Here is a 19,839-nt window from a genome sequence, read left to right on the forward strand (position 1 = left end):
ACTGTTAACGAGCTCAGGTTTCACCCATGAATGTCAAAAAAGCCTTTTTCGCCACGCTGTTTTTCATTATGGCCGTCGGCGGCACCAGCGGTCTGATGCTGGTGGGATACTCTCTTATCGTTCACTCACGCTAAACCCGCGTTGCAGGCGCTCAAACAGGCGATCGCTCACGATTGCCAGCAGCGCCACCAGTAGCGCCCCCTGAATCACATAAGCTGTATTAAATCCGCTTAAGCCGATTATCACCGGCGATCCCAGACTTTTTGCGCCCACCGTCGAGGCGATAGCCGCAGTACCGATGTTAATAATGACCGACGTGCGTATCCCGGCGATGATCACTGGTGCCGCCAGGGCCAGCTCAATCTGCCACAACCGTTGCCAGCTACTCATGCCGACACCAACAGCGATCTCGCGGCTGCTGGCGGGTACGCTATCAATTCCCGCCAGCGTGCCCTGTAAAACCGGCAGTAATCCGTAAAGCAGCAGCGCCACCACGGCAGGCCACGCGCCAAAGCCCATCACCGGCACCGCAATCGCCAGTACCGCCACCGGCGGTATAGTCTGCCCCGCCGCCACGATGGTTTCTGCCAGTGGCCGGAAAGCACGCCCCGCGCGTCGCGTTACCAGCACGCCACTGCCCATACCGATAACAATGGCCAGCAGGCTGGCGGTGATCACCAGAAACAGATGCGCCAGCGTCAGCTGCCAGAAGCTCTCCTGCTGATAGAGTGGCCGGGCCAGTTCCGGAAACCAGCGGTGAAACAGCGGCCCGCTGTAGGGCATCAGGGTCAGCAGTGCGCCGTAGAACAGCACCAGCCACAGCAGCGGGTCCTTTAACCTGTGCATGTTAATCCCTCACGCAGTTGCAGCAGGTCGCCAAAATGGAGCACGCCCAGCGGCTGCTGATGATCGTCAATGACCGGCAGTTTATCAGTGCGCCGGGCGATAAACTGCGACAGGGCATCGCGCAGGGTCAGCGCCGCAGCGATCGGTTCACCTGCCAGCCACTCGCCACGCCGCACGGCATGGCCGACCTGTTTCAGCGACAGCAGCCTTACGCCCATTTCACTGCGACCAAAAAAGTCGCGCACAAAATCATTTTTCGGCTGGGTGAGCAGCGCCACCGGCCTGCCCTGCTGAACAATTTCACCGTTATCCATCAGCACGATGCGGTCCGCCAGCGTCAGCGCTTCGTCGATGTCATGGGTGACCAGCACAATGGTGCGGCCCGACAGCCGATGAATACGCAGCATTTCCTGTTGCAGCACGCCACGCGTCACCGGGTCGAGCGCGCCGAACGGCTCATCCATCAGCAGCACTTCCGGGTCAGCCGCCAGCGCCCGCGCCACGCCCACCCGCTGCTGCTGCCCGCCGGAGAGCTGATGCGGATAGCGATTCAGCAGCTGTGCGTCAAGGTTCAGCAGCGCCAGCAGCGCCGCGATGCGTTCATCGATCTGTGACCGGGACCAGCCCAGCAGCACCGGCACCGTGGCGATATTCTTCTTCACCGTCCAGTGCGGAAACAGGCCAATCGACTGAATGGCATAGCCCATGCGTCGCCGTAATGTGCGGGCATCGAGCTGGCGAATCGACTCACCCGCGTAGCGGATTTCACCGCTGTCAGCCTCTACCAGCCGGTTGATCATCTTCAGCGTGGTTGACTTGCCAGAGCCGGAAGTGCCGAGCAGCACGCAGAACTCCCCCGCTGCCACCTTCAGCGTCAGATCTTTCACCGCCGCTTTGCCGTTAAACGCACGGGAAACGCCCCTAAACTCAATCATCTTTTCTCTCCAGCAGTGAGATCAGCAGGCGGAACAGCGCATCAATGACGACCGCCAGCGCGATCACCGGGATCACGCCCAGCAAGACCAGATCAAGCGCACTGCCTGACAGTCCCTGGAAAATAATCGCGCCAAAGCCACCTGCACCAATCAGCGCCGCGACCACCGCCATGCCCAGCGTCTGCACCACCACCACGCGCAGGCCCGCCAGCCAGACCGGTAACGCCAGCGGCACATCCACAGCGATAAACTGCTGCCAGCCGCTCATGCCCGTGCCACGGGCACTTTCGCGCACCTCGCGGGGCACCTGTTGCAGCCCCACCACCACGCTGCGCACCAGCGGCAGCAGCGCATAAAGCACCAGGGCGATCAGCGCCGGGGCCATGCCAATGCCGCTGATCCCCCACTCGCCGAGCCACGGAAAATGCTGAGCCAGACCGGCCAGCGGCGCAATCAGCAGACCAAACAGCGCCACCGAGGGCACCGTCTGGATCACATTCAGCACGCCGAACACACTTCCCTGCCAGCCAGGCCGCCGGAACAGCGTAACGCCCAGCGGCAGCGCAATCATCAGCGCAGGCAGCACAGTGCCCGCCAGCAGCGTGAGATGACGGCTCAGCGCCGCATCAAACACCGCGTGGCGGCTGGCGTATTCCTTCAGCAGGGAGAGATCGCTGAGCTGACCACTGAACAGCAGCACCAGCGGCGGCAGCCAGACCTGCAGATTGAGCAGCAACTGTGCCAGCCGATGGGGAGTCAGTTGTCGCACCTGATCGGTGATCAGCAGCAGGATCAGCGCACCGCTGCACCACAGGCCGCTGGCAAAGCTGGTACGCGCCAGACGGCTGCCCTGCTGGCTGAGTAAGGTGGCCTGATGACCGCTAAGCCAGATAAGCACGGCCAGCATCAGCTCTGCCGCCAGCAGCGACAGAATCAGCGTGCTGCGCGCTGGCTGTCGCCACAGGAGCAGCCACAGCAGCACCAGCGGCACCAGCAACAGCCCGAAGCGGCTGATCTGCCAGACCATCAGCGGTTCGCCTGCCACCAGACGGTTCGGGGCGAAGTTAAGAAACGGCAACGCCACCAGCGCCAGGCTCAGCAACGTCAGCAGCAGCAATGCCACCGGCTGCTGCACCGGACGGCGTATCGCGTCCCGCGATTTCTGCATCGGTTACAGCAGCTTTTTCTGCTGCAGCCACTCGGTCGCTACGCTGCTGGCGTCCTGGCCGTCGACCGCAATTCGGGCGTTGAGCTGTTGCAGCGTCTTCTCATCAAGCGCACTGAACACCGGCTTCAGCCATTCGGCAATCTGCGGGTGAGCTTTCAGTACCGATTCGCGGATCACCGGCGTCGGCGCATAAATCGGCTGAACGCCTTTAGGATCGCTGAGCGTCTGCAGACCTAACGCCGCCACCGGACCGTCGGTGCCGTAGGCCATCGCCGCGTTCACGCCGGAGGTCTGCTGGGCCGCCGCGCTGAGGGTGACAGCGGTATCGCCGCCCGCCAGCGACAGCAGCTGATCCTGTTTGAGGTTAAAGCCATAGGCTTTTTCAAAGGCGGGTAAGGCATCACTGCGTTCGATAAATTCGGCTGAGGCCGCCAGTTTGAACGTGCCGCCCTTTTTCAGCCAGGCGCTGAGGTCATCCAGCGAGGTGAGCTGGTTTTTTTCGGCCAGATCTTTACGCACGGCGATGGTCCAGGTGTTGTTGGCCGGTGCCGGTGTCAGCCACACCAGATGGTTTTTCTCCGCGTCGAGTTTTTTCACCTTTTCGTAGCCTGCGGCGGCATTCTTCCAGGCACTGTCTTTTTCATCGTTGAAGAAGAATGCGCCGTTGCCGGTATATTCCGGGTAGATGTCGAGTTCGCCTGCCGTGATCGCACCCCGCACCACCTGCGTGGTGCCGAGCTGGATTTTATTGACGGTTTTAACCCCATGCTTTTCCAGCACCTGAAGGATGATGTTGCCCAGCAGTGATCCTTCGGTATCAATTTTTGATCCGACCCGCACCGGATCCGCCGCCTGTGCCATCCCCATACTGAGCAGCAAAGCGCTGACACCCATCCAACCCCGAATTCTGATCATGGCCTTTTCCTTATCGCTTTATCGCGTGTGGTTTTGCGTTTCGTTATTGCGTGATGTGTTCGCGTGGCGTCCTGCAGGCTGCTCTCCTGCTGCTGAACGGGAGGCTGGCAGGAGATGCAGCGGAAATAATCTGCCTTAAAAGCGTAGCCTGGCGCGGCGGTGATGCAGCGGACTTTATCGCAAACCGATCAGGATTTGAGACTGTGGAATCATTTCATATAACTGAATTGAATTTACGTCTGGGCGTCTGAACGGCTACTCTCGGGAATCTGTTTTTATTTAAAAGAAGCACAACATCATGTCCGACCTGACCTCTTCCGCCCATGTGGCAACCGCAGGACGTTCGCCCGGGGGCGAAACGGCGTGGATTCGCAGCGCCGCTGACGTCTCCCGATTAGTGAACAGCGGCGACAGCGCCCGCAATAATGCCCGCATTGTGGTGGCGATTGCGCTGGGCGGCGTGTTTCTTGACGCCTACGACCTGGGCGCGCTGGCCTTTGGCATCAAAGACATCACCCGCGAATTTAATCTCACCCCGTCCGGCACGGGCATGGTCGCCTCGGCGATCACCTTCGGGGCGATTGCGGGCGCGCTGATCGGCGGTTATCTCACCGACAAAATTGGCCGTTATCGGGTCTTTATGGCCGATATGTTCTTTTTCGTGGTGGCGGCTATTGCCTGTGCGTTTGCACCCAATGAGTATGTGCTGGCTGGCGCGCGCTTTGTGATGGGTCTGGGCGTCGGGATCGATCTGCCGGTGGCGATGGCGTTTCTGGCGGAGTTTTCGAGGCTGCGCGGCAAAGGGAATAAAGCGGCCAGCGTGGCGATGTGGTGTCCAACCTGGTACGCGGCGATCAGTATTTCGTATCTGCTGGTGCTGCTGCTTTATGCGGTGTTGCCTGAGAGCCACACCGACTGGCTCTGGCGACTGATCCTCGGTTTTGGTGCCGTTCCGGCAATTGTCATCATCGCTATCCGTAGCCGTTACATGAGTGAATCCCCGGTGTGGGCAGCCAATCAGGGCGACCTGAAAGGCGCAGCGGCGATTTTGCGCAGTGCCTGGAATATCAACGCTCAGGTGGCCCCTGATGCTGCGATCACGCCTGCCACGCCGGTGCGCAAAGCGAGCTGGCGCAACTATGGAGCGCTGCTGCAGGGCGTTTATCGCCGCCGTACCCTGCTGGCGACCGTTACCTCTGTCGCGTCATCCTTTGCCTATAACGCCGTGGCGTTTGGTCTGCCGGTGATTATCTCCAGCTTCTTTGCCCAGTCGATGCTCACCACGATTCTGGTGTCGCTGGCGCTGAATCTGCTGTTTGCCTTTGTCGGCGGGATGCTCGCGGTACGACTGGTGCCACGTCTGGGGGCGTGGAAGATGTCGGTCGCGGGCTATAGCTGTCAGTGTGTGGCGCTGCTCGGGCTGGCACTGATTGGTCGCCCGGAAGGCGGTCAGGAAGCCGCCCTGGCGATTGGCATGCTGGCGTTGTTCCTGTTTGGTCAGGGATTTGGGCCGGGGTCGCATACCATGACTTTTGCGTCACTGAGCTACCCTACGTCGCTGCGTGGTGTGGGCGTGGGCTTCAACCAGACGCTGATGCGCGGCAGTTCAACCGTTTCGCTGTTTCTGTTCCCGGTGCTGGTTGCGGCGCTTGGCACCGGCGTCTTCTGGGTGATCTTCCTGGCTCCGCTGGCCGGACTGCTGGCGCTGCTGGCCATTCGCTGGGAACCGTCGGGGTATGATGTGGATGCGGAGGATTTTGAACTGCCGCGATAAACAGCGGTCAGGGCGTAAACAGAGCGCAGGAAAACCGCACCTCAGTGCGGTTTTTTTTATGCCGTAACGGCCGGGAAAGGAAACTGCTCCAGATAGTCCGGGATACGCGGGAAGGTATGCAAAAACCACGGCGTAAACTGCTGTGGCTGCTGCTGCATCTGCTGCTCAATCAGCGCCATCGGACGGTAATCAAAGGCATCGGCTTCGTCGGGATTCAGCTGAGGCAGACTGTCGCAGACGGCAAAGAAGACATGACCATATTCATGCTCGGTCAGGCCATTACTGAGCTTCAGGTTGTAGCTCAGCTCAAACACCGGCGTCAGCGTCACCTCCATTCCCATCTCTTCACGCAGACGACGTCCGGCGGCGTCGAGGGTCGATTCATGGGGATAAGGATGACCACAGCAGGTATTGCTCCACAAGCCACCACAGTGATATTTGTCGCTGGCACGCCGCTGCAGTAACAGCTCCTGCCGGGAATTGAAGACGTAGACCGTCACCGCGCGGTGCAGGAGTCCTTTTTCATGCACTTCCAGCTTTTCCATTTTGCCGGTGGGACGATCGAGGTGGTCAACGAGGATAACTTCAATAGCAGACATGGCGTTTCCTTGAGATTATTCCCAACTATTCTGGCACAGAATTAGCCGTTTGGGCGGAACATCGCGGATTTTTTACCCGTGTCAGGTAGAGATAAGCGGATGAAGCAGAGAGGAAATCAGGCCAGCAAAGCTGGCCTGGAGAGGGATTACAGTCGGAAGCTCTGAACCACCCGCTCAAGCTGGGTGCTCTGCGACTCCATCGCCTGCGCGGCAGCGGAAACCTGTTCCACCAGCACGGCGTTCTGCTGCGTGGTGCCATCCAGCTGGGTAATCGCCACGTTAACCTGTTCGATACCCATGCTCTGCTCGCGGCTGGCTGACATGATTTCGCTCATCAGGGTCGTGACACTGCTTACGCCCTTCATCAGCTCATCCATGGTCTGACCCGCCTGCTCAACCAGCGCACTGCCGGTATCGATGTTTGCCACAGACTCTTCGATTAACTTTTTAATCTCACGCGCTGAATTGGCTGAACGCTGTGCCAGATTGCGTACTTCTGATGCCACCACGGCGAAACCACGACCCTGTTCACCGGCACGGGCGGCTTCTACCGCGGCGTTAAGTGCCAGGATATTGGTCTGGAATGCAATGCTGTCGATCACGCTAATGATATCGACCACTTTACGGGATGAATGATGAATTTCACCCATGGTCGAGACCACCTGACGGACCACTTCGGTGCCACGTGCAGCCACCTGCGAGGCATCGCCCGCCAGCTGGTTAGCGTGAGTCGCGTTGTCGGCGTTCTGACGCACCGTGCCGGTCAGCTGCTCCATCGACGCGGCCGTTTCGACAATCGAGCTGGCCTGATCTTCGGTACGGGAGGAGAGATTGGCGTTGCCGCTGGCGATTTCGCGGGACGCCGCTGTAATCGCCAGTGCGCTGTCGCCTACCTGCTGGAGCAGGCCCTGCAGATAGCTGATGAACTGGTTGAAGCTCTGCGCAACGGCGTTAAATTCCGGGCTGTTGCTGGCTGGCAGACGCTGGGTCAGATCGGCACCGCCGCTGGATAACGCTTCAATATTGCTGTTCAGCACGTTAAGACGTTTCATCATGGCGCGGACAAAGCCCAGCGACACCAGCAGCAGGATCACCGCCAGTGGGATTTGCACCAGACCCAGGCGGGTCAGCATATTGTGTGACTGCGCTTTCAGCAGACTGGTCGGCAGGCTGCTGGCAAGGTACCACGGGCTGCCGGGAATGGCCTGCACGAACAGCGTCTGCTCACCTTCGCTGCTGTCAAAGGTGGTTTCCAGCGGCTGATTGCCCACGCCGTTCAGCAGCGTTTTCAGCGGTGCAGCCATTGGCATCTGCACGTCAGCCAGGTTCTCCAGCTTCGGGGCGGCATTCACCAGCGCACCGTTGCCGACCACTTTGCCATCGGCTTCCACGATCAGCACATTGCCATGAATGGTTTCGCCCATCTGCTTCGCCAGCTGGTTAAAGAACCCCAGCGTCACGTCGATGGTGGCGACACCCCAGGCCGTGCCGTTGCGGTAGATGGCCATAGCACAGTTGGTACGTGGCTGCGGGCTGGCAGCATCCTGATAAGCTTTTGCCCAAGCACACTGGCCTTTCGCGGCAGCCAGGCCATCTTTGTACCAGGGTTGCTCCCAGTATTTGTCGGCGGCGTCGGAGTTCCAGTAGGTGTTAACCTGCAGTTCATTGCTGGCGTTACGCGCAAAGAAGCTGCTGTTTTTCTCTTTGGCCGGATCACGGCGGTTTGGCAGGGGCCAGATACCGCCACCGAACACATTGCTGTCCTGATACTGGTTTACCAGCGTCGGTAACAGGGTGTCGATGGTGGCGCTGTCCATGACGGAGGCGGCTTCGGTAATGGCACGCTGCTGGGCCTGCACACGGTTCATCTGTTCGACGATGCCGGAGGCAAGGGAATCAACCTGATAGCGAACGAGACGGCTTTCGCTGTCGACAAGCTGTGGCGCGACGAACTGATTGATAACCCAGACTGTAACGAGTAAAAGCGCAACAAAGAATGCGATCATTGTTGCGGTAAAGCGGGATTGTGTTGTTTTAAACATCTTTGTGCCCCTGAACCTGGTGCGGCGCGATTGCCTGATCCGGGTTAACGGCTCGCTTAGCAGGAACTTGAGATGAGCAGGATCACATATTTGAAAAATGTTTGATTTTTGTGAAATTATAATTTCACCGAGCAATTATCACACCCCCGACAGATGCCGGGGAATGCGTCTGAAGGCGCGCTGTTTCTGGCCTACTCCTCTGAATCGACTACCTGCTGGCGCGGACGGAAAACGTGATCGCTGCCCTCCGCTGTTAACAATTCCCGTAACTTCTGACCGCCATGTTCATCGGCCTGTGCAAACTGCCGCTCCGCTTCGGTGATGGGTGTGGTCCAGAGTAAGGTGGGTCGATCGCCATCACGCTTGGGCAGCGTAAACTGCGCCTGTTCGGTTGCCAGTTCATTCGCCAGCAGGAAGCTTTCGAAGCCGACCGGTGCCACTTCCGATGCCAGCGTATGCCCTTCCCCCAGCCAGGTGAGCCGCGCCCACGGCAGATGCACAAACTCCGCCAGCGCGCTCGCCATCTGCACCGCGTTGCCTTCGGTCATGATTTCACCGTCAACGGCCATACCCAGTTCCACACGGCGATACTGCGGTGCCAGCTCATCAAACAGATAATCGACTTGTGGCATGGGCCGGATGCTCATGCCGATCGTCAGGAAGTACCAGACACCCTGATGCCAGTGCTGGGAGATCGCCATCGGCGGCCAGCTGCCCTGATCGATTGCGTAATATTTTACCGACTCGCCAAAGCGTGCCTGATAGCAGGCCATGAGATCCTGCTGCACCTTGTCCCACTCGCTGCCGTCGTGCCATTCACGCCAGAACTGACGCTGATGCTCCGCCCGGGCGTAGTAGTCATTGGTTGATGCGGAACCCAGCGGGGCCGTGAGCCGGTTCTTTTTGATGCAGCCCGCAGAGAAGCTCACCTGCTTCTCCTGATAGAGGCTCCAGCCAGGGATCACCGCCAGCAGCTGGCCGTAATACCATAGCGCCGCGCCATCATCAGAAGGCTCCCACAGGACCTGAAGACCGGCCGGATCCAGCGCGGGCTCGGCTTCCAGATTACGGCAATATTCGGCGCTGAGCAGCGGCGCAATGCCCTGCTCCATCGCCGCACGATCTTCCTGCGCCGGTGCAGGCAGCAGGTTTCGTAGCCAGCAGCCGCGCACCGCATACTGACTGCGGAACAGGTCGGTGGGCCAGATGTAAAAATAAGCGGTGCGCTCATCCTGTTCGACAATGGCGGTCAGTGTGCGCTGCTGATTGTGGACTTCAGCAATCAGGGATTTGTACGTCATAGTGCCTCGACAAAGCCTGGAGGAATCCATTTTCCCCGAGAATAGAGCAGGATCCTGACTGCCGCTACCTGAGACAAGGGTAATAATCTCAAAGTGTGGGCGCTGGGGTGTTGGTGAGGGTCTGTAATGAGACGGGGCTTTTTATCGTGCGGCTGTTGTTGGTTCAAAGGCTGCTATGAGCGAGGAGCGGAAATCAAGGATTCCACTATTTTCACGGCTCCTTTTGAAAGAGTTATCAGGCAACATAACGTCTTTCATCCTAACCTCGCCTGCAAATGTGTTGATCGCGTAAATTACAGAAACTCATTGCAGCCGAATATACCCATCTTCCACCTCAATCCAGTTTCCCCACAACCGCGATAACTCGTATTACATCAAAATGTCGAAAAGATGAAATTTCAGATGCACATATCCTCATAAAAAAGCTCAAATCTGAGTTGGTCGAAGTCCGTGACTGGGATGGCAATACGCAGGATGACATCTGGAAGACCATTGAATTGTTCAGAGCAATCCTGACCAGGGCCAGATAATAAATAGCTATGGCTGATGCTTATGGGATGACGCAGATGAAAGTACTGCGCAGAGGGCGCGCTTTGAGTGAAGTGCGGACACATTCTCCTAAGTTGGTGTCGCAGTACATGTATCAACAGGGATCAGAACGGCTCAAAACGTGGTCGCGTGTCGCGTTCATTTGGATGGTACTTGATCTGGCCCCCAGTTGATTTAAAGTGAATGCTTAATAAGGTAAAATAGAATCTATCGCATTCTTGATAATTGATCGACGCCTAAACGTGCCACGTTAGATTTTAAAAATGACAGCCTAGATTCTCATCGGAGGAGACATGGAAAAAGACTCCAAACGCGGTTCCGCATTGATAAGTGCTATCAAATCAGAATCAGTCGTCGATCTCAGCAAAGAGTACGCTGAGTGCGGACTGGATATGCTGATTGACTCAGATATTCTGAAAGATATTCCTTTTGTAAATACTGCCGTTGGGATATTTAGTGCTGTAGGTTCTGCAAGGGACTATATGTTCACCGAAAAACTTATTCGCTTCTTAACTCAATTTTCTGATCTTTCAAATTCCGAGCGAGTAGCTATGGTCGATAAGTTGAATGAGGATGATAAATTTAGCGGGAAGGCTGGCGCAAGAATAATCGAAATAATAGACCGAATGGAGAGTGAAGATAAGCCAGAACTGGCAGCAAAGTTTTTTAAGGCATTTGCCAGTAAAGAGATTAATTTTACTGAATTTCGTCGTGTGCTAGTTGCTTTAGAACGTATTCCTGCGTTTGATATTCCTACATTGGCTGCATTTTCAATGTGTGATATTGCTGAATCCGTGAGAATGGAACAATCTCTTCTGCTTGCATTTGTTAATGCGGGACTTGGAAAAAATAATGGAGGATTTGATGGTGGTGCAATACTTCCAACTAAACTCTGTGAAATATTCGTAAAAGCCGGGAAATTAAAAGCAGATTAACTAATCACCTAGCACACATTATATTTAACAACAAGAAAAGAGATACTCTGATTGTGTTTTTTCATCAAGTCCGCTTCTGTCATCAGATCTTCCAAAGAACATTGTCAGATAAGAGCGAGGAGCGGAAATTAAACCAGAGCAAAGCTTTTGTAGCAATAGTTTAGATGCACATAGTTTGTTCATAGTGATTTTTTTACAAAGTCCTTACATCAGCAGGACCCCACTTATAGGATTTATTTAAAAAGAGTTTCAGCCCCTTCACAGCGGTCGGCACGGCAATTCTTTAGCCCTGAGTCATAGAAAAGAAGAATCTCCGTAGGTCATTGATTCACTGATTTATTTTTTTGGGCTGTTACTGGGTTTTAGTTATTTAGTATTTCCCGTCGTTTTTTATTGTCGCTCTGGCGTTTATCAGGTTCTCCTGTTGATTCGGCAATTCGTTTCGGGCTGGGCTTGAGACTCATGCTCGCTCTCCTTTGCAGATTTAAGAGGTAATTGCTTTACCTGTATTGTGTAATTTTTTTACGCTTATTACCTTATACTTAGAGGGAAATTTTAAGTACGAAACCGATCCTTTCCGGGCAATCTTCGATCAATATGCGGGGGCGTGGAGTTAAAGAACATCCTAAATGATGTATTTTGCCATCACCGCATGAACCGGTAGCGTTGCATCGCCCCGTTGCACTTACAGCACAAAACAGACTTAATATTAATGCGCCAGTGAACAACCGCCGCCTCCGTCAGGCTTCTTTGAATTTATCGCTTAACCGCTTAGTCAGTACACCGATAGATTCTTTTCGGCCAGAGAACAAATCATTGACGACATACTCCATAATCTCGAACGCATCTTCGATGTCCCTTGTTTTAACTCCATCGTAGGTATGACTTCCTGCATTACCTAAAAATTTGATGGCCATAAGGGGCTTAGAAAATGATGCATACAATTCTGGAAGTATTTCCAAACGGCTATGTAATGGGATGCGCCTATCCTTATCAGTTCGTTCTGCTACCCCCATAGCTGTCAGCATCCTTTCAACCGATATCCTGATCAAGTTTGCTGCCGCACCGGGCTGCATTAGAAAAATGGAAAACGAAGCTTCGACAGGTTTGGCAATTTCTTCAGGGCATTGCTCTGGGAGTCCAAAAGGATGTAAAGACGGAACAAAGCTGAAAGGCTGGTGCCACCGATAGTATTCATAGGGCGATTCTTCATCCCAGCCTTGCTGTTCATAGCCACTGTTACCTATACAGCCCACAACTTCCCCACACTGGCTCCTTGAGCAGCGGGCCATACAACTGAAAACTGATGAATGCATCTCTGGTTCAAACCAGGTTTCACTGGAATTTCTGCTAGTATCCAGCGAGTCGTTTAAAGTAAAACTCTCTTTAAGAATCAGTAAAGTTTTCTGTCCACATGCCGGACAGGGCCACTCCACCTGCAGATCGTCGAAAAACACTCCAGATATTTTATGAACAGGCATTCTCTTTCACTCCATTTTTATGAATTTTAAGGTCGGTGAATTTCATATCTAATAAACGCCTGCTTTAAAGTAAACTATAACCAAATTCTTTAAAAGAGCATGTATAGCGAGTTTTAGACATTCTTCTCAGTATGAAGGTGAATTCTCTCTAATCATTCCTCGTTATTCAAAACACAGTGATGTTATTAACGTCTGCTTCTGGCACTGAGCAGACACACATTAATGCGAGAATTGCACATCATCTAATCATGGGCGATGTTATGAACTGAGATATTTTTTCTCCCAGGCTCATAAGAAATTCGTTTCGCGATGGATGAGGGTCTGTTACTCGTGGAGGGAGCGCGTTGATGAAGGTAAAATGGCCAGCGTTTTCAGCAATATGCAGTTCAGAGTATGTTTGGGCATTTAATGACTGATGAAGAAATGTTGCCTGTAACGGTGGAGTAATTACGTCCTTTTCGCCCGCCCAAATCTGAAGTGGAACATTTATAGAGGCTAATGACAGAGGTGCTGGAAAAAAATCAGCAGGTGGTGCCAGAAGAACAAGTCGATTCAGGATAATGTGGCCGTTAAACGAAACGGCTTCTCTGGCACTGCTCCATGCTGTAGCTCCAGCATAGATAAGTGAAACTGCTGCCCCAAGTGAATGACCGACGCCTGAAACAGAAACATAATGTGAGCAGAATTTTTCAGCCGCCAGGTCAAGCCGCTGAACGCGTTCTATCAATTCAGCTTTAGTGGGAAAGGGCGAGGTCAATAATTCGAAATGTGGCGCCACAACCGATATTCCGTGATGAGCAAATGTCTGGATAAGTCCCATGTGACGTAGCGGGCTACCACCGAGTCCTGGCGCAAAAAGAATACAATCTGTAGCATCACTAACCTGAAATAAGGTCACATCAAAATTTTTTTCCGCAATCTCAAGCTCTAATGTTTCTTGATTGACTCTCATATCCATTAAAATCCCCTAAGTGTGAGCAGCGGAAAATATACCATTTTTCAGTAATTAAAGGTTTTCCCCGATGTCAGCTTCTGGCAAAACCGGACACAGCTTAACCGCCCATGCCGGACCGAACCATCAGAGAAACTTTGCTCCTGGCACAAACCTGAAAAGCGTCTTTTAACCAGGAGTAGCGTCTGCGACTGCCAGTGCGCTGACGGTTCGTCACTCTTTATTACGCTCTAAACGAAAAGCAGAATTTCACGCAGGGCAGCTCCGTTTTTCCAGTACGTGAATCCCTGTTGCGAATCCTGGCCTGTGGGCATATAAATTCAGAAACCTGTATGGAAATGAGGGCACGATGAACATCTTAGTCAGGAAATTATTGCCGTTTGAGTGGGAAAATGCTTACGGTCTGATTTCACAGCTACGAAATATCTCTGAAGAGAAATTTATCGAAAGCGTCAGAATTCAGACCATGAACGGTTATGAGCTTGTTGGCGCATTTGGCGATGAGAAAATGCTCGGCCTGATGGGCTTCCGTCCTGTTCATACTCTGGCCAGAGGATCACATCTCCATGTTGATGATTTGGTCGTCGATGAGTCATTGAGAAGCACGGGAATAGGGAAAAAACTGCTGGATTTTGCCACCGCTGAATCAGAAAGCAGGGATATGAACTTTGTTTTTCTTGACGCCCGACAGCAGGCGATCCCCTTTTATGAACGGAATGGTTTTGTGCCTCACACATCACCTTCAATGAAAAAGCCTCTCCGATAAAACCAGATAACCTGTTCGCAGGGGGCATGCTAACTCAGCATCTGCCCCCGTTAGCCCCGCTGAAACATGACGTTAAGGAAGTTGTTTGCACATAAAAACGCTCAACGGATCTGCTGCATAAGGGGAAAATGCAGCGCATATCTCATAACCGCATCGGTGATAAAGCGCTATAGCCGGTTGCTGATGGATCCCTGTCAATGCTGTCGTTTCGTCATCGCTGAGTAAGCTACACCGCCCTCTTTTTTATCCGAGCCCCCTTACCTCACATCCCTCCCCATCCTGACCATCGCCCGATACCACGCCCCGCGCTGAATCGACCATCTCAGCCCCACCGCAATCGCATTAATCTTCTGGTCGATGATCGCCTGCTGAAAGCGGCCGATTTCCCTGCCAGACATCGCCTGCGCCCACGCGGGCATCAGCCCGAATCCTGAATTCAGCATCACCTTCATTACCGGTTTCGCCTGCCAGCTCGGCGCAGGGGCATTCATCAGCAATCGTGTGACTTCCGCCGTACGCTCGTCAAAACGCAGCTCTGGGCGCATCTGTTGCAGGTAATCTGCCACATCGACAACGCTTTTCGGCACGCCCGCCGCGCCCAGCGCTTCAGCAATCTGCGCCGCTTCCTCATAGTAGCGATCCTGTCCGGCGCGGGAGAGATGCGGGTTTTTATAGCGCAGATGAGCCGCCAGAAAACGGCTGGTCTCTGCCACATGCACCCAGGTCAGCAGATGCGGATCGCTGGCGGCATAAGGCTTACCTGCGCTGTCAACGCCGCTGACTTTCAGGTGAATGCGTTTCACCCGGTCGATTAGCGTCTGTGCATCCTGCGAATTACCGTAGGTGGTTACCGCAATAAACTGACTGGTGCGCCGCAGGCGGCCCATCATATCGTCACGGAAATTAGAGTGATCCCACACGCCCGCCAGTGCCGCCGGATGCAGCATCTGCAACAGCAGCGCGCTGATCCCGCCGCACATCATGGAGGTGAAGTCACTGTGGACGCGCCAGATGACGCTATCCGGGCCAAACAGGCCGGGATCGCCAGGCGGTTGAGAGAGGTCAAATTCATTCATCGACAGGCCATTAAGACGGAAGACCTGCTGCTGAATGCGGTCACGCAGATTAATCATGGCGGCTCTGATAGTGGATATGATGCGACGCGCGGTAGCAGGACGCTCACGGCGCGCCGCATCACCTTCCCCTGAAATCAGGGGAAAGGCTGACGGTTATTGATAGTTAAACTGCGCATTCTCCGTACGAACGGAATCGAGCCCAATCATCACGTTGAATTTGCTGGGCTCTGCAACGTGCTGCATCTGCTGGTTCCAGAACTTCAGGGCATCCACGTCGATTTTAAAGGTCACGGTTTGCGACTCGCCCGCTTTCAGCATGATGCGCTTAAAGCCGCGCAGCTCCTGCACCGGACGGCTGATGGACGCGACCGGATCGTTGAGGTACATCTGCACCACCGTCGCGCCGTCGCGTTTACCGCTGTTGGTTACCGTCACACTGGCTTCGACGCTGCCGTTACGCGGCATGGTCGGCGACGACATTTTTACCGGCGACACGGTGAAACGGGTGTAGCTCAGGCCGTAACCAAACGGATAGAGCGGGCCGTTAACCGCATCGTAGTAATGCGACGTGTACTTGTTCGGCTTCGCAAAATTGTAAGGGCGGCCGGTTGGCAGATGGTTGTAATAGACAGGAATCTGACCCACTGAACGCGGGAAGGAGACCGGCAGTTTGCCCGACGGGTTGTAGTCGCCGAACAGCACATCGGCGATGGCGTTGCCGCCTTCAGTGCCGCTGAACCAGGTCTCCAGCACGGCATCTGCCATGCGATCTTCATTCACGATCGACAGCGGGCGTCCGTTCATCAGCACAATCACCAGCGGCTTACCGGTGGCTTTCAGTGCCGCTAACAGCTTCTGCTGGCTCGGCGGGATCACCAGGTCGCTGCGGCTGGAGGCTTCGTGCGCCATACCCTGCGCTTCGCCCACGGCGGCAACCACCACATCAGCCTGCTTCGCTTTCGCGACCGCGTCATCAATCATCTGTTCTGCTGAGCGCGTATCCACTGAAACCGCCTGCTCATAGAGGTTCAGGAAGTCCTGAATCCCTTTGTTGTCGGTGACGTTGGCCCCCTTCTCATAGAGCAGCGTCGCCTTGCCTTCGGTGGCGTTGCGCATGCCCTGCAGCAGCGAAACGGATTGCTTCGCCACGCCCGCTGCGGACCAGCTGCCCATAATGTCGCGCTGACTGTCTGCCAGCGGACCAATCAGGGCAATGGTGCCTGATTTTTTCAGCGGCAGCGTCTCCAGCCGGTTTTTCAGCAGCACGATGCTTTTACGTGCAACGTCGCGCGCTTCCGCCCGGTGCAGACGGCTTTCCGCATTGGTGTCCTGCGGGTCGCTCTCTTTCGGGCCTAAATGGCTGTAAGGATCATTAAACAGGCCCATGTCATATTTAACGTTGAGCACGTGGCGCGCCGCATCATCAATTTCAGCCTGGGTGACCTCGCCGCTCTTCACCAGCGCTGGCAGATATTTGCTGTAATATTCGTCGCTCATGCTCATATCAACGCCCGACTTCAGGGCGATGCGCACCGCGTCCTGCGGATCGCTGGCGACGCCATGCTTAATCAGCTCTTTGATGGCACCGTGATCGCTGATGGTGATGCCTTTGAATTTCCACTTATCGCGCAGCAGATCTTTCAGCAGCCAGCTGTCTGCCGTGGCGGGCACGCCATTGATGGAGTTCAGTGCCACCATCACACCGCCGCTGCCCGCATCCAGAGAGGCTTTATAAGGCGGCAGATAGTCCTGGAACATGCGCTGCGGACTCATGTCCACGGTGTTGTAATCGCGTCCACCTTCAACTGCGCCGTAGAGTGCGAAGTGCTTAACGCTGGTCATCACGCTGTAGCGGTCGGCCGCGCTTTTACCCTGCATCGACTGCACCATGCTGCGGCCCATTTCGCTGGTGAGATAAGTATCTTCACCAAAACCTTCAGAGCCACGGCCCCAGCGCGGTTCACGGCTGACATCCACCATCGGTGCCCAGGTCATGTTCAGGCCATCATCAGCCGCTTCATAGGCGGAGACGCGCCCCACCTCTTTTACCGCATCCAGATCCCAGCTCGACGCCAGCGCCAGCGGAATCGGGAAAATGGTGCGCTGACCATGAATCACGTCATAGGCAAAAAACAGCGGGATCTTCAGGCGGCTGAGCTGCATCGCCTGATCCTGCATTGCGCGGATATCCTGACGGGTCACGGTATTAAAGATCGCGCCAACCTGACTCTTCTGAATCATGTCGCGAATCGCTTCTTTCGGATTATCAGGGCCGACGCTGATTAAACGCAGCTGGCCGATTTTTTCGTCCAGCGTCATTTTTTTAAGCAGCTGGTTAACGAAGGCATCCCGCGCCTGTTCGGTCATCGGGTGGTGACCGGGCACGGTCTCAGCCAGTGCGGGTTGCATCGCGAGGGAGACAGCGAGACTAACAGAGTAAATCCATTTCATCAGGTTGGGTTCTCTTAAGTAACTGCGCAATATCGAATAAACAGGCGGCAGTGTGCCACAAGATGAGAATAGCAGGTAGCGGTCAGGCTCACACTGCGTTGAGGTCTGCGGACGTGCTACAGTTAGGACGCACTGATAAGACAAGGGAATTGCTCATGATACAAACCTCTGCCCTGCTTTCTGATCTTCGCCGCCTGGTCGGCCCCTCACATCTGCTGACAGAACCTGAACAGACCGCCCGCTATCGCAAAGGCTTTCGCTCCGGCGAGGGTGATGCGCTGGCGGTGGTATTTCCCGGTACGCTGCTGGAGCTCTGGCGGGTACTGCAAACGCTGGTGAGTGCCGATGTCATCATCCTGATGCAGGCGGCAAATACCGGCCTGACCGAAGGTTCAACACCCGCCAGTGATTACGATCGTCCGCTGGTAATTATCAGTACCCTGCGACTGGATAAGCTTCAGCTCATCGACGAAGGCCAGCAGGTGCTGGCGTTCCCTGGCAGCACGCTTTATCAGCTGGAAAAAGCGCTGAAGCCGCTGGGACGGGAGCCTCACTCGGTCATTGGCTCCTCCTGTATCGGGGCCTCGGTGCTGGGTGGCATCTGCAATAACTCCGGCGGTTCGCTGATTAAACGCGGTCCGGCTTACAGTGAGATGGCCCTGTTCGCTCAGATTGATGCGCAGGGAAAACTGAAGCTGGTGAACCATCTGGGTATCGATTTGGGCACCTCGCCGGAAGAGATTCTGGGGCGGCTGGATGACGATCGCTGGCAGCCCAAAGATGTGCAGCACGATGGCCGTCACGCCTCCGATCATGACTATGCCGACCGGGTGCGTGAAGTCGATGCCGACACGCCCGCCCGTTACAATGCCGATGCGCGTCGCCTGTTCGAAGCGTCCGGTTGCGCCGGTAAACTGGCGGTCTTCGCGGTACGACTCGATACCTTCGCCAGCGAACCGCAGCAGCAGGTGTTTTACATCGGCACTAACGAACCCGGCGTTCTCAGTGATATCCGCCGTCACATACTGGCCCGTTTCACCCATCTGCCGGTGGCGGGCGAATATATGCACCGCGACATCTATGACATTGCGGAAGTCTACGGCAAAGATACCTTTCTGATGATCGACAAGCTGGGCACCGACAAGATGCCGCTGTTTTTCACACTGAAGGGGCGGGTTGATGCCTGGCTGAATAAACTCTCGTTCGTCAAACCGCACTTCAGCGATCGCCTGTTGCAGCGGCTGAGTAAACTGTTCCCGGCGCATCTGCCTGAACGCATGAAACAGTACCGTGACAAATATGAACATCATCTGATGCTGAAGATGTCTGGCGATGGCGTGGCGGAAGCGCGTAATTATTTGCGCGACTATTTCCGTGAAGGGGGTGGTGAGTTCTTTGAGTGTGAAGGAAAAGAAGGTGCGCACGCCTTTCTGCATCGCTTCGCGGCGGCGGGTGCGGCCGTGCGCTACCATGCTGTACACGCCGATGAGGTCGAGGATATTCTGGCGCTGGATATCGCCCTGCGTCGCAATGATACGGACTGGTTCGAAACCCTCCCCGCTGAGATTAGCGCCTCACTGAGCCATCGCCTCTACTATGGTCACTTCTTCTGTCATGTTTTCCATCAGGATTACATCGTCAGAAAAGGCGTCGATGTGCATGCGCTGAAAGCGCAGATGCTGGAGATCCTTCAGGCGCGCGGCGCAGAATACCCTGCTGAACACAATGTCGGCCATCTTTATCAGGCCAAACCGCAGCTGGCCGCGTTCTATCGCCAGCTCGATCCGACTAACAGCTTTAACCCCGGCATTGGCAAAACCAGTAAGCAAAAGGGCTGGGCTGTGAAGCAGGTGTAATTCCCGTATCGATCAGCCTGCTGGCATGAGCAGGCTGATTTTCACCGCGCTGAAATGAGCGATGCCTTTCCTTCCTTTCCCGTCGTGACGCCTCTGTTCCTCATTAACCTCTGCATCAAAAATCACTTATACCGACAGGTTTTAACGTATTTTTTCCCGTTTGTGTCTTTTTGAGTCTCACCTCACAAAACCC

General features: G+C 54.9%; 16 protein-coding genes and 1 pseudogene. 5 read left to right on the forward strand and 12 right to left on the reverse strand.

Going from position 1 to position 19,839, the window contains the following annotated elements:
* Window positions 1-26 precede the first annotated feature (26 nt).
* Window positions 27-134 carry a hypothetical protein gene (locus N5J69_RS08330; protein ID WP_008925078.1) on the forward strand — a complete coding sequence of 36 codons (108 nt, stop codon included), beginning with the start codon at window positions 27-29 and terminating at the stop codon, window positions 132-134.
* Here N5J69_RS08330 and N5J69_RS08335 read toward each other — a convergent pair.
* Genes N5J69_RS08335 through N5J69_RS08350 form a run of 4 tightly spaced genes read right to left on the reverse strand, consistent with a single transcriptional unit; the run spans window position 115 to window position 3,864 of the window.
* Window positions 115-846 (reverse strand): ABC transporter permease, encoded by a 732-nt coding sequence (locus N5J69_RS08335; protein WP_279769517.1) that lies wholly within the window; start codon window positions 844-846, stop codon window positions 115-117. The genes N5J69_RS08330 and N5J69_RS08335 overlap by 20 nt on opposite strands.
* A complete protein-coding gene (locus tag N5J69_RS08340) occupies window positions 834-1,781 on the reverse strand; it encodes an ABC transporter ATP-binding protein (RefSeq protein ID WP_279769519.1) in 948 nt (315 codons plus the stop codon). Before N5J69_RS08340 ends, N5J69_RS08335 begins: the two co-directional genes overlap by 13 nt.
* The gene (locus tag N5J69_RS08345) at window positions 1,774-2,949 is read right to left on the reverse strand and encodes an ABC transporter permease (RefSeq protein WP_279769520.1); all 1,176 of its coding nucleotides are present in this window, start codon (window positions 2,947-2,949) and stop codon (window positions 1,774-1,776) included. The genes N5J69_RS08340 and N5J69_RS08345 overlap by 8 nt, the downstream gene beginning before the upstream one ends.
* Window positions 2,950-2,952: 3 nt before the next feature.
* Window positions 2,953-3,864 carry an ABC transporter substrate-binding protein gene (locus N5J69_RS08350; RefSeq protein ID WP_279769521.1) on the reverse strand — a complete coding sequence of 304 codons (912 nt, stop codon included), beginning with the start codon at window positions 3,862-3,864 and terminating at the stop codon, window positions 2,953-2,955.
* Window positions 3,865-4,162: 298 nt separating this feature from the next.
* Between N5J69_RS08350 and N5J69_RS08355 the strand changes: the two genes are divergently transcribed.
* Entirely contained in the window at window positions 4,163-5,638 is a 1,476-nt protein-coding gene (locus N5J69_RS08355; RefSeq protein ID WP_279769523.1) for an MFS transporter, read from the forward strand.
* A 56-nt stretch (window positions 5,639-5,694) separates the two neighbouring features.
* On the opposite strand, the gene idi is transcribed toward N5J69_RS08355, so the two are convergent.
* From idi to N5J69_RS08370, 3 genes are all read right to left on the reverse strand, one after another.
* On the reverse strand, window positions 5,695-6,237 hold the full coding sequence (idi, locus tag N5J69_RS08360) for an isopentenyl-diphosphate Delta-isomerase (protein ID WP_279769525.1): 543 nt from the start codon (window positions 6,235-6,237) through the stop codon (window positions 5,695-5,697).
* A 146-nt stretch (window positions 6,238-6,383) separates the two neighbouring features.
* Window positions 6,384-8,279: a methyl-accepting chemotaxis protein gene (locus N5J69_RS08365; protein ID WP_279769528.1), complete on the reverse strand. Its 1,896-nt coding sequence runs from the start codon at window positions 8,277-8,279 to the stop codon at window positions 6,384-6,386.
* 191 nt (window positions 8,280-8,470) lie between these two features.
* Window positions 8,471-9,580, reverse strand: a complete 1,110-nt coding sequence (locus N5J69_RS08370) for a suppressor of fused domain protein (RefSeq protein ID WP_279769530.1) — start codon at window positions 9,578-9,580, stop codon at window positions 8,471-8,473.
* An 842-nt stretch (window positions 9,581-10,422) separates the two neighbouring features.
* On the opposite strand from N5J69_RS08370, the gene N5J69_RS08375 reads away from it, so the two are divergent.
* Entirely contained in the window at window positions 10,423-11,064 is a 642-nt protein-coding gene (locus N5J69_RS08375) for a hypothetical protein (RefSeq protein ID WP_279769531.1), read from the forward strand.
* 740 nt (window positions 11,065-11,804) lie between these two features.
* Here N5J69_RS08375 and N5J69_RS08380 read toward each other — a convergent pair.
* Together N5J69_RS08380 and N5J69_RS08385 are read right to left on the reverse strand one after the other, a co-directional pair.
* Complete coding sequence (locus N5J69_RS08380) at window positions 11,805-12,545, reverse strand: DUF4145 domain-containing protein (RefSeq protein WP_279769532.1); 741 nt, start codon at window positions 12,543-12,545, stop codon at window positions 11,805-11,807.
* Window positions 12,546-12,783: 238 nt separating this feature from the next.
* A complete protein-coding gene (locus tag N5J69_RS08385) occupies window positions 12,784-13,503 on the reverse strand; it encodes an alpha/beta hydrolase (RefSeq protein WP_279769533.1) in 720 nt (239 codons plus the stop codon).
* 343 nt (window positions 13,504-13,846) lie between these two features.
* Between N5J69_RS08385 and N5J69_RS08390 the strand changes: the two genes are divergently transcribed.
* A complete protein-coding gene (locus tag N5J69_RS08390; RefSeq protein ID WP_279769535.1) occupies window positions 13,847-14,263 on the forward strand; it encodes a GNAT family N-acetyltransferase in 417 nt (138 codons plus the stop codon).
* Between the two features lie 72 nt (window positions 14,264-14,335).
* Here the strand turns inward: N5J69_RS08390 and N5J69_RS08395 are convergent.
* From N5J69_RS08395 to bglX, 3 genes and pseudogenes are all read right to left on the reverse strand, one after another.
* Window positions 14,336-14,458, reverse strand: a pseudogene (locus tag N5J69_RS08395) (GNAT family N-acetyltransferase); the annotation flags it as partial.
* Window positions 14,459-14,520: 62 nt separating this feature from the next.
* Window positions 14,521-15,396, reverse strand: coding sequence for an oxygenase MpaB family protein (locus N5J69_RS08400; protein ID WP_279769537.1), 876 nt, complete (start codon window positions 15,394-15,396; stop codon window positions 14,521-14,523).
* Window positions 15,397-15,492: 96 nt separating this feature from the next.
* Window positions 15,493-17,790, reverse strand: coding sequence for a beta-glucosidase BglX (bglX, locus tag N5J69_RS08405; protein ID WP_279769539.1), 2,298 nt, complete (start codon window positions 17,788-17,790; stop codon window positions 15,493-15,495).
* Between the two features lie 155 nt (window positions 17,791-17,945).
* Here bglX and dld point away from each other — a divergent pair, with 155 nt between their 5' ends.
* Window positions 17,946-19,646 (forward strand): D-lactate dehydrogenase, encoded by a 1,701-nt coding sequence (dld, locus tag N5J69_RS08410; RefSeq protein ID WP_279769540.1) that lies wholly within the window; start codon window positions 17,946-17,948, stop codon window positions 19,644-19,646.
* Window positions 19,647-19,839 lie beyond the last annotated feature (193 nt).

This window comes from Pantoea sp. GD03673 (assembly GCF_029844725.1).
Lineage (GTDB): Bacteria > Pseudomonadota > Gammaproteobacteria > Enterobacterales > Enterobacteriaceae > Pantoea.